Below are 12,190 nucleotides of genomic sequence, written 5' to 3'. Positions count from 1 at the left end.
GCCTCCCGGGCGAGCGGTGTCGGCCGCTCACTGAGATACGACGTCCGTGGATCGGACGTCGACCTGGAGGCTGTATTCCCTCGAACGGCTTCGGCCATGCCGGAGCGCGGAGGCTCACCGGGTGAACATGCGGTGACAGGAGGAACGGCGGCGCTTCGGCGGCGTCGCGCGCGAGGGGTGCGCGGGCGTGCGGAGGACGGCCGGCGGGAGTCCCCGGGGGCCGGGTGCGTCAGGAGCCGTAGCGCCGGTGGCGGGCGGCGTAGTCGCGCAGCGCGCGCAGGAAGTCGACCTTCCTGAAGGCCGGCCAGAAGACTTCGCAGAAGTAGTACTCGGAGTGGGCGCTCTGCCAGAGCATGAACCCGGAGAGCCGCTGCTCGCCGCTGGTGCGGATGACGAGGTCCGGGTCCGGCTGGCCGCGGGTGTAGAGGTGCTCGGAGATGTGCTCGACGTCGACGGTCTCGGCGAGCTCCTCGACGCTCGTCCCCTTCGCCGCGTGCTCCAGCAGCAGGGAGCGGACCGCGTCGGCGATCTCCTGGCGGCCGCCGTAGCCGACCGCGACGTTGACCAGTATTCCGTCGATGCCGTCGGTGGCCTGCTCGGCCTCCTTCAGCACGGACTGGGTGTGGGCGGGCAGCAGGTCGAGCGTGCCGACGTGGTGCACCCGCCAGCGGCCGTCCGCCGCCAGGTTGCGGACGGTGTTCTCGATGATGGTGAGGAGCGGCTTGAGCTCCTCCTCCGGACGGTCGAAGTTGTCCGTGGACAGCAGCCAGAGGGTGACGACCTCGACGTCCGTCTCGGCACACCAGCCGAGCAGCTCGGAGATCTTGTCCGCGCCCGCCTGGTGCCCCTGTGCGGCGGTGCCGCCGGACGCCTTGGCCCACCGGCGGTTGCCGTCGAGGATGACGCCGATGTGCTTCGGCACCTGGGCGTGGTCGAGGCGGCCCTCCACCCGGCGTGCGTAGAGCCCGTACACCAGGTCGCGCAGGTTCACTGTTGTTACACCCCTCGATACGGCTGTCCCCGAAGGCGCAACAGTACTGCGGCCGGGCCACACGGGCCCAACCCGGTGTGTCACAAGTCCGTGATAGGGAGGGAAGCGTGACTGATTCCCTGCACCACCTGCCCGCGGACGACCGCTACGCATCCATGGAGTACCGCCGCAGCGGCCGGTCCGGGCTCCGGCTGCCCGCGATCTCGCTCGGTCTGTGGCACAACTTCGGCGACGACCGCTCGCTCGATTCCCAGCGCGCGATCCTGCGCCGCGCGTTCGACCTGGGCGTGACCCACTTCGACCTGGCGAACAACTACGGCCCCCCGCCCGGCTCCGCCGAGCTGAACTTCGGCAAGATCTTCGCTCAGGATTTCGCCCCGTACCGGGACGAGCTGGTCATCTCGACCAAGGCCGGTTATCTGATGCACCCCGGGCCCTACGGGGAGTGGGGTTCGCGCAAGTACCTGCTGTCCTCGCTGGACGCCAGCCTGAGGCGGACGGGCCTCGATCACGTCGACATCTTCTACTCCCACCGCTTCGACAAGGACACCCCGCTCGAGGAGACGATGGGCGCCCTCGCCTCCGCCGTGCAGCAGGGCAAGGCCCTCTACGTCGGCGTCTCCTCCTACACGGCGGAGCAGACCGCGGAGGCGGCCCGCCTGCTCAGGGAGATGGGCGTCCCCGCGCTCATCCACCAGCCCTCGTACTCGATGATCAACCGCTGGATCGAGGACGACGGCCTGCTCGACACCCTGGAGGCCGCGGGGATGGGCTGCATCTCCTTCGTCCCGCTGGCGCAGGGTCTGCTCACCGGCAAGTACCTCAAGGGCATCCCGGAGGGCTCGCGCGCCACCCAGGGCAAGTCCCTCGACCCCGGCCTGCTCTCGGACGACGTGGTGCGCCGGCTGAACGGGCTGAACGACATCGCGGGGGAGCGGGGCCAGTCGCTCGCGCAGATGGCGCTCTCCTGGGTGCTGCGCGACCCGCGGATGACCTCGGCGCTGATCGGCGCGTCGAGTGTGCGGCAGCTGGAGGAGAACGTGGCGGCCCTGGCCGCGCCGGCGCTGACGAAGGACGAGCTGGAGCGGATCGACACCTTCGCCGTCGACACCGAGGGCACGAACATCTGGGCCGGACGGAGCTGATCCCCCCGGGCGGGAAGCGGCCGGGTCGGGCCCGGAGCCCGGGCGCGCCCCGCCGCACGCGGGGCGGGCGGATGCGCCGTGCCGGAGTGGGGCGGAGCCCGTCCGCGGCCCGTGCCGGATGCGGGCAGAAAAAACGGGCCGGTCCGTGGGGGGGGATACGGACCGGCCCGAGGGGGGGTTTCCACCATAACCCTTCGTGAGCGTTGTTGCGTGCCACGCCGTGCCACAACCGCGCGCCGTTTCTCGCGGGGACGGCGCACGACGGCGCACAGAGGTCCGGAATGCCGGCCCCGGCCCGTGCGCCACGGGCCGGTCGCCCTTGTCCCGCCGGGCCCCGAGGGGGGCGCGACGGGGGCGCGACGGGCCCGCGGGCCTTCCGGACGGGTTAGTCCCCACGGGTGACCCGCCGGGACGGGAGCCGTATTGACGAACACATGACGTGACGTCAGGCGCTCGGAGACGGTACGGCGCCAGCCCGGGTCGCCTCCGTACAGAGGACAGGATCTGTCCTCATGGGTCTCTACGCTCGCCCGTATGACGAACCGTGACGCACGCCCCCCGTCCGGCACCGTGACCTGGCAGGCCGCCTGGGCCCGGCGGATCGCCCGGCAGGGCCTGGAGACCCCCGGCGGCACCCCCGCCGGCGTGACCGGCGCGATGCTCGGCGCACACGCCCAGGTGATGTCGGCCGCCGAGCTGTCCGTCGCGCTGCGGGTCGGCGGGGGCGCGACCCGTGCGGACGTGCGGGCGGCGCTCTGGCAGGAGCGCACCCTGGTGAAGACCTACGGCCCGCGCGGCACCGTGCATCTGCTGCCCGCGGCCGACCTGCCCCTGTGGACCGGGGCCCTCTCCGCGATCCCGGCCGGCGGCCCGGTGATGCCCGACGGCGTGCGGATGACCCCGGAGCAGACCGACGAGGTGGTCGCCGCGATCCGGGACGCCCTCGGCGACGGGCAGGCCCTGACCGTGGACGAGCTCACGGACGCGATCACGGCCCGCACCGGCAGCTGGGCCGGCGACCGGGTGATGGAGGCGTTCCAGGACAAGTGGCCCCGCTGGCGCCAGGCGACCCACACGGCGGCCCACCGGGGCGTGCTCGCGTTCGGCCCGGTGCGCGGCCGTCGGGTCACCTACACCAGCCCGGACGTCACTCCCCTGCCGGGACCGGCCGCGCTCGAGGAGGTCGTCCTCCGCTATCTGCGCGCGTACGGGCCGTCGACGCCCCAGTGGTTCGCCCGGTGGCTGGCCGCGCCGAAGGGCTGGGCGGCACGGCTGTTCGCGGAGCAGGCGGCCGCCGGGCGCATCACCGAGGTGGTGTGCGACGACGGACCGGCGTGGGTGGCCGCGGGCGACACCGCGTTCGACGCCGGCTCCGGGCCCCGGGGCGTGCGGCTGCTGCCCTACTTCGACGCGTACACGATTGCCGCGCAGCCGCGGGAGCGTCTGTTCCCCGGCGCCGCGTGGGACCGCGCCCTGGCCGGGGGCCAGGCGGGCAACTACCCGGTGGTGCTGGTGGACGGCACCGTCTCGGGCGTCTGGCACCAGCGCCGCTCCGGCAGGCGGGTGACCGTGACCGTCGAGCCCGTCGGCCCGGCGCTCGCGTCCCCGGCGGCACGCGAGGAGCTGGCCGCGCAGGCCGAGCGGGTCGGCGAGGTGCTCGAGGGGCGGGCCGAGCTGGTCGTCGGCGAGGTGACGGTGGGGCCGCACGCCTGAGGTCCCGGTCCCGGCCGCGGCGGGGGCGCGTGGTCAGGCGGCCGCGAGGGCGCCGAGGAGCAGGCCCAGGAAGGCGCCCGTGATCATGAACGGGCCGAAGGGGATCGCCGTCCGGCGGTCGGCCCGGCGCAGCAGCATCAGCCCCACCCCGTAGACCGAGCCCAGCAGGAAGCCGGCGAACGCGCCCGCGAACAGCACGGTCCAGCCGTACCAGCCCAGCACCACGCCCAGGGACAGGGCGAGTTTGACGTCCCCGAACCCCATGCCGTTCGGGTTGATCAGGAAGAGGAGGAAGTAGACGCCGCCCAGGGCGAGCCCGCCGAGCAGCGCCGTGGGCCAGGAGCCGCCGTCGCCGGGCAAGAGCGCCGCCGCGCCCAGGAGGACGGCCGACGCACCGGCGAGGGGCAGCGTCAGCTCGTCGGGCAGCCGGTGGACGTTGCGGTCGACGAGCGCGAGGAGCACGGCGAACGGTGCGCCGAGCAGCCACACGGCGAGCTCCGGGCGCGGCCCGGTCGCGTACGCCAGCAGCAGGCACGCCACGGCGGTCACCGCGGACACCGGGACGGAGACCCGGTACGGGACGGGCCGGCCGTCCGGCTCACCGGGCGGGCCGGGGGCGTCGGGGGCCGCCGCGGGGACGGCGGGCGCCCGGGTGGCCGGGGGGTCGGTGGCCAGGGTGTCGGTGTCGGTGGCCAGGGTGTCGGTGACAGTGGCCGAGGCGTCGGCGGCGGTGCCCGTGGCCGGGGCCGTGACGTCCGCGGCCGTGGCGGTGCCCGTTGCGGGGGCGTCGGACACCTCGGGCGGGCCGGGGGCACCCGACGCGGTACCGGGGGCCCCGGAAGACGCGGCAGGGGTGCCGGCCGCCGGGACCGCGGCAGGCCGGTCGCCGCCGGGAGCGGGCGGGCGGGCGTCCGCCACGGCGTGCGGGCCGGAGCCCGGGGCGTCGGCCGTCGTCGCGGGGGCGCCCGCCGCGCAGGGCGCGCAGCGCGCGAGGCCGACCCAGCCCGCCGCCGGACCGGTGATCGCATGACCCCGCGGGCACACCGCCCGCCACTCCTCCTCCGGCTCGACGGACAGCCGGTACGCGGCCCGGGGCACCAGCAGCCCGGTGGCGGCGCCCCAGACGGCGGCGGCTACGGCGATCGGCGTCACGTCCACGGCAGGACCCTAGGCCGGAGCCCGCCGCGCCGTCATGGGTCCGGGGACCCAGACACGGGACGCACGGACCCAATCCCCCGACCCCTCCCCGCCGGGGAGGCAGGGCGATACGGTCTGCGCCATGGGCGGATGGCGGGACGGCACGGCGGAGTTGCGGATACCCGGACACGAGGCGCCGGTGGCGCTGCTCGTCGCCGCGTCCTACCGGACGCGCACCCGGGGGCTGCTCGGCAGGGACGGTGTCGACGGGGCGATCCTGCTGACCCCGTGCAACAGCGTCCACACCTTCCGGATGCGCTTCGCCATCGACGTGGCCTACCTGGACAAGGAGTTGCGCGTCCTGCACGTGCACACGATGCGGCCCGGCCGGCTCGGGGCGGTCCGCCTGCGCGCCCGCCATGTGCTGGAGGCGGAGGCCGGGGCGATGGCGGCCTGGGGGCTGGTGCCCGGCACCCGGGTGACCGTGACGGGGGGCCGGAAGGCGTGACCTCGGGCCGTCGCCCTACGGGAGCTTGGCGGTCTGCTTCAGGATCAGCTCGTCCGGCACGGTCGGGGTGGTCCCGCCGACGAAGTTCGCCGTGTAGAAGGTGACGACCGTGGCCCCGCGCCGCACGACGTGGAACACCAGCGGGATCTTGTCGCCGCCCAGGGCGCCCGTCACCTGATAGGCGATCGAGTCGTCACCCGCCCGCGTCCCCCGGATCGTCTTCACCTCGGCGTACGTCGAGACCCCGTCGCCGCCGCGGGCCGTGAAGCCCTTCGCGCACGCGCCGACGGCGGACCGCAGGGAGGAGAGGACCTGCTCCGCGCCGCCGTCCGGGTGGGAGGTGAGGATCAGGGTGACGACGGTCTGGGTGTCCTCGCCCTCCTCCCTCGTGTCGACGGCCGTGCGGTAGACGGTGGCCGACGCGGCCGGTTCGGGCGCTCCGTTGACGACCGCCGCGAGCGGAGCGCAGTCGGGGTCGTCGGACTTCTCCGTCCCGGGCTCCTCGCCGCCCTGCAGGGGCGTCACCGCGAAGCCCGGCACCTCGCCCGTCGCGAGGGCGGCCTTCGCCAGTCCGTCCTCGGTGAGCGCCTTGCCGCTGCTCGGCGTGGTGTCGGAGGGCGGGACGGAGGGCTCTGCGGCCAAAGTCCCGTCGGCGCCCTCCGTGGCCGGTGCGGACGCCGACGCGGCGGGCCGGCCGCCGTCACCGCCGCCGTCGTCCGGCGTGTCCTCGTCCTGGCAGGCGGTGAGCGCCCCCAGCGCGAGCACGGCGGCGGCCGCGGCCCCCGCCACCCGGCGGGCGGTGTTCCGTACGGTCCTGCGGGTCCCCGTGCTCATGCCGTTCCCCTGCTGCTCGACGGTGTCCCCGCACGCTAACAACCCCGCGGGCGCGGCGACATGGGCCCCAGGGCCCACGCGCCGGCCGGACGGGCCGTCCGATCGGGCAGCGGTCCGCAACCGCGCAGGGCCGGCCGGCCTTTCCGGGCGTTTCACGGCAGCCGCGCGGGCCGGGGGCCGCCCGCGGGACGTGTCCCCCGGTCCGCCACAGGGTGCTGCCGCGCGCTCATCCGCCCGCGCCCCCGGGCCGCTGGGCGACGCCCGAAGCGGCCGGCCACCACGCCCGCGGTGCCCGGTCGCCGCCGTACAGCTCCACCCATGTGCGCTCGTCGGCCGCGTTGCCGACACGGATGCCGAACGTCCACGTGGGGTCGACGAAGAGCGTGTGGTCGCCTTCCAGGTCGAGGGCCATCACCGTGGTGTGTCCGTCATCGGTCTCGTAGGACCGCAGTCCGGTCCACGCGAGGTCGCCCCGGCCGTCCCCGAACAGCTGCTCGCTCCAGGAGGCGAGGGCGATCTCGTACTCCGACTCGGCGAGGAGCGGGACGTCGGACCAGTCGGGGGTGGAGCCGGAGCGGACCCCGAGGCTGCCGAACTGCTCCTCGGCCGACAGCCGCACCACCCCGAGGTCGAGCCGCAGCCACACCACCAGCGGCTGCGGCCGGAACTCCACGATCTGCTCGTCGCGGTCGATCCACCCCGGGACGAGCACATCGCGGACGCGTCGCCCGTCCAGCAGCCCCGCGACCTGCCGCGCCACGCTGTTCATCCGCTCAGCCTTCCTTCTTCGGCACCTTCTTGGTGATCTGGATGCCGGTGTCCAGGCCCTCGCCCGACTTCAGAGCGGTCCAGAAGTCGCCGTTCTCCCGCAGGACGATCGTCACGCCCTTGCCACGATAGATCAGGCCCTCCGGCTCGCCCTTCTTCAGCGTGCCCTTGCCGACGAGTTCGAACGTGCCGTCCTTGATCGCGTCCGCGATGTCCTGGCGGAAGCGCGGGCCGTCCTCCTTGAGCTTCTTGTACTTGGTGCCGAGCGCGTCCTCGATCAGCTTCTTGTGCCGCAGGAAGTGGTCCTTGAACTTCTTCGGGTCGTCGCCCTCCCCGACGTCCGGCTTGCGGGCCGCCTCGACCTCCTCGTCGGACATGTCGCAGTCGTTGTTGTGCACCAGGGCGTTGGCGGAGCCCACGCCCACGAAGTAGGTGTGCACGCCGTCGACGGCGAGGTCGTGGGTCGTGCGCTGCCGCACGAAGTGCCGGACCGCCAGGACCTCCATGCCGCCGCCGCGCTCGGAGCGGAGCAGGTCCCCGGCGCGGACGTCCCCGGCGTCGGCCCAGCGCCCCTCGTCGTCCAGCCAGAACGGGTGGGTGTCGGTCGCCGTCACGGACGCGGTCCCGGACGGGGTCCGCACGGTGAGCCGGGTGAACTCCTTGTCGTCGTGCGTCGTGAACGTCCTGGTGACCTGCCGGCCGCCCGTCACCCCGCTGAGGGGGTCGGCCGCGGCCACCCGGTCGCCGACGCGCACGGTCTCGATCGGAACCCGCCGCCCGTCGGCGAGCAGCACCGGCGTGCCGGGCAGGAAGCTGTGCCGGACGGGGCAGGTGGTCGGCTTGTCGTCCGGCTTCTTGTCGTCGGGTTTCTGTTTCTCGGGGTCGTACTTCTTCTTGGCGTCGTCGAGGGCCTGCTGGGCGTCCTTGACCTTCTTGCGGTTCTTGAGCAGCCCGGTGAGGCCGTCGTACAGGTCGCCGCCGTGCTTCTTGAGCTTCTGGATGAGCTCGTACGCCTTCTTCCACTTCCACGGCGCCCCGTACTTGGCGGCCAGCTTGCCGACCGCGCCGCCCACGAGACTGAGCAGCACGTTGACGAGCGTCTCGGTGCACGCGCCCATGTCGCCCTCGGTGATGCAGTCGAGGGCGTCGGTGATGCCGAGTTCGTCCGCGAGGATCTTCGCCAGTTCCTTGGCCGCCTGGATCGCCTTGTCCTGGTCCGCCTTCTCGGCGGACCGGGCGTCCTGGAGATCCTTCAGCGCCTTCTCGTAGGCGATCTGCTCGGGGGACTTCTGCTGGGGGTCGCCGGAGTCGTCGACGGGGCGGTCGGCGGGGGCGGTGTCGTCCCCCTGCCCTTCCTCGTCCTGCTCGCCGTCCCGCGCCTCGGTGACACCGCCGCCGGAGCCGCAGTCGCCGCCGCCGGTGATACGGCACACCTGGGCGCCGATCTTCACCGTCAGCTCCTGCCCGATCCCGGTCGCCACCAGGGCGCCGATGATCGCCACGACCACCAGACCGAGGCCGACGTACTCCAGCGGTGTCTGGCCCCGGTCCCCCCTGCGCCGCCTGCGCAGCCCGAGCAGGCGTGTGTCCGTGCGCGGCATGCCGCGCCGCACACGGCGGCGCAGGACCCTGCGTGCTTCCCCCAGTACAGACATGCTCGCCACGCTAGGGAGGAACGGGGGCCGCGTCATGGGCCCCCGGGCCCAACAGCGGGCTCAATGCGCCGCGTCGAGCCGCCGGACGACGACGGCCGGCCCACCCGGAGGCGGCCGGCCGTCACCCGTGCGGCAGGCGCATCAGCCGCCCGCTCCGCGCGGGTACGAGACCTCCACGCGGCGGTTCTTCTTGCGGCCCTCTTCGTTCGAGTTGTCGGCGATGGGGAACTGCTCCCCGTAGCCGCGGACCTCGTAGGTGATCCCGGCGTCGCTCAGCGCCTTGGCCAGCACCGAGTGCACGGCGTCGGCCCGCTCCTTCGACAGCACGTCGCCGTGCGCCGAGGAACCGAGGTTGTCGGTGAACCCGAAGATGCGGACCTTCTTCGCGTTCTCCTTCGTGATCTCGGCGGCGATGGCCTGGATGCGTCCGTTCGCCGCAGGGCTGAGCTTCGCGCTGTCCTTGCCGAAGAGCACTTCGGCCTGGAGTGCGTACTTCACGTCCGAGTTGGTGTCCTCGCGGCGTTCCTCGCCGCCCTCGGACTCGATGACGGACTTGATGTCGAGGACCTTGGCGGGTGCGAGGGTCGCGCCGTCGACCATCTTGAGGCCGGGCGAGTCCGCGTCCACCTGCACAGGAGGTTCGGCGGAGGCTTCGGTACCCGGCGGGACGCTGGGCTTCTCGTCGGCGCGGGCGGGAACGGCGGACACCACCTGTGCCGCCGCCACGACCGCAGAGGCCATGAAGACCGCCGCTGTGACGCGGACGGGGGCTCTGCGCGCTTGTGACCGTGTCATGGCCGCCGTCACCCCGTGATCTCGAGCGTGGCGTTCGGGAAGGAGGGCAACTGGAAGTCGACTTCGGTCGTCGACTCCGGAGGTGCCGGGAACTGCATGAAGATCGGGAGCTTCTTGCCCGCGTCGACCTGGGTGAAGCCCGAGGTGCACAGGCAGCGGCCGTCCGTGTCGCGCAGCACGTAGTAACGCTTCTTGCCGGCCTTGTCGACCAGCGTGGCCCCGCCGACGGACTGGCCTCCGCCGCGCAGCTCCTCCTCGGTGCCGCGCCATTCCGTCGTCGCGTAGTAGGCGGCACTGCCGGTGTTCTCCACCTGGCCGTTGACCGTGACGAAGCCCCCGCTGTCACGCTCGACGGAGTTGATCACCAGGACCATCCCGTCACGTCCCTTGACCGTGGCGATCACCTGGTCGGGATCGGGCTGCGCGGACGTCCCGCCCGACCCCTCCTTCTCCTTCTCGGCCGGCTTGCTGGACGAGCTTGACTTGTCCTGGTCGTCCTGCTTGCCGTCGCCGCCACCGCAACCGGCCATGGTGAAGACGAGCCCAGCGGTGATCACCGCCGCTGCTGCCCCTCTGCGGGCCTTCAGGACATGCCGAATGCTCATGACTGGAATTCCTTCTCTCGTATTCGCTATCAGTCGACCAACCGGACGTCGAAGAGGTCCTTCGCGTCGGGGAGGTCCGTCAGGCTGTCCTCGAGATCCCAGCTGCCTGTCGTGCAGTCGAGCACGGGAAGGAGGTCGAGGTCGTCGGGAAGCTCGAACGTGCACAGCGGCTTGACGGCGGCCTTGGCGTCGGCTGTGCCGAACTTGGCCTCCGTGCCGGGGATGACCGAGTCGCCGACGGGCTTCTGCGTCTTGACACTGACGCTGAAGGTCAGCGGAATGCCCGGTTCGGGCCTGCAGCCCGGCACCCCGTCGAGGACCGCGCCGTTCTTGGCCGCGAACTGCGCGGCCACCCCGCACGAGGGGGTGATCGGCGCGTAGCCGTCGAAGATGTCCCGCCACGCGGTCGGGTCCTGGAGTGCGTCGAGCCATTCGGCCGTGAGCTTCGCGCGGGCGTCCTGGGCCGCCGCGAGTGCCGCGGCGTCCGCCGCGCCCTGGGCCGTGTTCCGGGTCGCCGATGCCTGTCCGACTGCGAAGAATGCGAACGCGAGGAAGAGCAGGCCCCCCACCATCACCAGATAGATGGGGAATGCCTGCCCTTGATCCTTCGTGCTGCGGTGGCGCAAGCGGCTCAGCCGGCCTTGATCTTGTCGATCTGCTCGTTGATCTTCTGCGTGATCTTGCCGCCGATGCCCGTGCCGACGATCGCACCGATGATCACCACGACGACCATGATGATGCCCAGGTACTCCAGCGCCGTCTGGCCCTTGGAGCGCTCGCGGTCGGTCATCCGACGGACGACCGTGTTCTTCCAGCCGTTGACGCGCAGCTGCGTGTTGACGGTGGCCTTCAGCAGAGTGTCGTTCGACATGTCGTCCCCCTTCGGGTTCGGCCGACCGCTGGCCGGCCGACGCGTAAGTCTCGGTGTCGTCCGCGGGTCCACCGGCTGTGCGGTGCCCCCCGCTTTCGACACCGGAAACGTACGCGGGACGAGGGGTCCCGGAAGAGGGTCCCTGGGCCCATTGAGGGGCCCAAACGCGGAGTTGGGCCTCCGCCGGGGGCGCCTGGGCCCCGCGGTCGGCGGTGGTGCGCTCATCCACGCCCCGTCACCCCCCTGCCGAACCCGTGGCCGGTCCGTGCGGTGCCGATCCAGATCGCGATGGCCTCGCTCCGGCTGGTGCTGTGCAGCTTCGCGAAGATGCGGTTGATGTGGTTCTTGACCGTCTTCTCACTGATGAAACAGGTGGCGGCGATCTGCTGGTTGCTCATGCCCGACGCGATCAGGTCCATCACCTCCACCTCCCTCGAACTCAGACCGAACTCGCTTCTGTCGCGGGCCTGTTGGGAGGTGTCGGCATGCGGACCCGTGCCACCCCCCGGCCGTACGGACGACTGTCCCACATTCGATTGCAGATGCGAAGCAACTTCGCCGGGATTCGATGAAGTCGAGACAATCGGACGGGCGTCCCGGCTCCCGGGCGGCGCTTGGCCCCCGAACGGCCCCGGCGGCTGGACCGGATACGGCGGCGGGCCGTACGCGGCACCGAGCCCGTCCGGCAGGGCCCGCGCGCCTGCCGGGCCCCCGTCCTGACGGAACCGCGCCAGCAGGGCGTTCGCGGCCGTGGCCGTGAAGTGGGCCCGCCCCTCCTTCACGTCCCGCACCGCGGCCACCAGCTGATCGGCGGTGAACTCGCCGTGCACGAGGTAGCCGCCGGCACCGAGGCGCAGGGCCTCGTGCACGATCTCGTTCTCCCGGCTGTACGTCAGCATCATCACGGGGGCCGCCTGGGCCAGGTACGGCAGGGCGGAGATGCCGTCGACGCCGGGCATGCGGACGTCGAGCAGGATGACGTCCGGCCGGTGGGTCCGGGCGGCCCGGAGTGCCTCGGCCCCGTCGGCCGCCTCGGCGACGACGGCGATGTCCTCGCGTCCGCCGAGCAGGACGGTGAGCCCCGCCCGGACCACGGGGTTGTCGTCGGCGACGACGACCCGCAGCGGTGCCTGCGGCGCGGCGGGGTGGAGCGGGGCCGAGGCACTCC

13 protein-coding genes are annotated in these 12,190 nt (G+C 72.7%); 3 read left to right on the top strand and 10 right to left on the bottom strand.

Annotation, left to right across the window (positions count from 1 at the left end):
- Window positions 1-229: 229 nt before the first annotated feature.
- Window positions 230-991: an isoprenyl transferase gene (locus EAO77_RS11625; RefSeq protein ID WP_147987932.1), complete on the bottom strand. Its 762-nt coding sequence runs from the start codon at window positions 989-991 to the stop codon at window positions 230-232.
- 107 nt (window positions 992-1,098) lie between these two features.
- Between EAO77_RS11625 and mgrA the strand changes: the two genes are divergently transcribed.
- Window positions 1,099-2,136, top strand: a complete 1,038-nt coding sequence (gene mgrA, locus EAO77_RS11620; protein WP_147987931.1) for an L-glyceraldehyde 3-phosphate reductase — start codon at window positions 1,099-1,101, stop codon at window positions 2,134-2,136.
- Between the two features lie 534 nt (window positions 2,137-2,670).
- The gene (locus EAO77_RS11615; protein WP_147987930.1) at window positions 2,671-3,849 is read left to right on the top strand and encodes a winged helix DNA-binding domain-containing protein; all 1,179 of its coding nucleotides are present in this window, start codon (window positions 2,671-2,673) and stop codon (window positions 3,847-3,849) included.
- A 33-nt stretch (window positions 3,850-3,882) separates the two neighbouring features.
- Here EAO77_RS11615 and EAO77_RS11610 read toward each other — a convergent pair whose 3' ends face one another.
- The gene (locus EAO77_RS11610) at window positions 3,883-5,007 is read right to left on the bottom strand and encodes a prepilin peptidase (protein ID WP_147987929.1); all 1,125 of its coding nucleotides are present in this window, start codon (window positions 5,005-5,007) and stop codon (window positions 3,883-3,885) included.
- 121 nt (window positions 5,008-5,128) lie between these two features.
- Between EAO77_RS11610 and EAO77_RS11605 the strand changes: the two genes are divergently transcribed.
- Window positions 5,129-5,494 carry a DUF192 domain-containing protein gene (locus tag EAO77_RS11605; RefSeq protein ID WP_147987928.1) on the top strand — a complete coding sequence of 122 codons (366 nt, stop codon included), beginning with the start codon at window positions 5,129-5,131 and terminating at the stop codon, window positions 5,492-5,494.
- Between the two features lie 15 nt (window positions 5,495-5,509).
- On the opposite strand, the gene EAO77_RS11600 is transcribed toward EAO77_RS11605, so the two are convergent.
- From EAO77_RS11600 to EAO77_RS11565, 8 genes are all read right to left on the bottom strand, one after another.
- A complete protein-coding gene (locus EAO77_RS11600) occupies window positions 5,510-6,328 on the bottom strand; it encodes a hypothetical protein (protein WP_147987927.1) in 819 nt (272 codons plus the stop codon).
- A 226-nt stretch (window positions 6,329-6,554) separates the two neighbouring features.
- On the bottom strand, window positions 6,555-7,097 hold the full coding sequence (locus EAO77_RS11595; protein WP_147987926.1) for a hypothetical protein: 543 nt from the start codon (window positions 7,095-7,097) through the stop codon (window positions 6,555-6,557).
- 4 nt (window positions 7,098-7,101) lie between these two features.
- Window positions 7,102-8,751, bottom strand: coding sequence for a polymorphic toxin-type HINT domain-containing protein (locus EAO77_RS11590; RefSeq protein ID WP_187283184.1), 1,650 nt, complete (start codon window positions 8,749-8,751; stop codon window positions 7,102-7,104).
- Between the two features lie 141 nt (window positions 8,752-8,892).
- The gene (locus EAO77_RS11585; protein ID WP_410088394.1) at window positions 8,893-9,492 is read right to left on the bottom strand and encodes an OmpA family protein; all 600 of its coding nucleotides are present in this window, start codon (window positions 9,490-9,492) and stop codon (window positions 8,893-8,895) included.
- 62 nt (window positions 9,493-9,554) lie between these two features.
- Entirely contained in the window at window positions 9,555-10,151 is a 597-nt protein-coding gene (locus tag EAO77_RS11580; protein WP_147987923.1) for a hypothetical protein, read from the bottom strand.
- 29 nt (window positions 10,152-10,180) lie between these two features.
- The gene (locus EAO77_RS11575; protein WP_147987922.1) at window positions 10,181-10,777 is read right to left on the bottom strand and encodes a pilus assembly protein TadG-related protein; all 597 of its coding nucleotides are present in this window, start codon (window positions 10,775-10,777) and stop codon (window positions 10,181-10,183) included.
- A gap of 5 nt (window positions 10,778-10,782) precedes the next feature.
- Window positions 10,783-11,022: a hypothetical protein gene (locus EAO77_RS11570; RefSeq protein WP_147987921.1), complete on the bottom strand. Its 240-nt coding sequence runs from the start codon at window positions 11,020-11,022 to the stop codon at window positions 10,783-10,785.
- A gap of 221 nt (window positions 11,023-11,243) precedes the next feature.
- Window positions 11,244-12,190: response regulator transcription factor (locus EAO77_RS11565; RefSeq protein WP_147989085.1), on the bottom strand; the 947-nt coding region annotated here is incomplete at its 5' end.

It is taken from the genome of Streptomyces sp. T39, assembly GCF_008042045.1.
Classification (GTDB): Bacteria; Actinomycetota; Actinomycetes; order Streptomycetales; family Streptomycetaceae; genus Streptomyces.
This window is presented reverse-complemented; position numbering and strand designations above follow the sequence as displayed.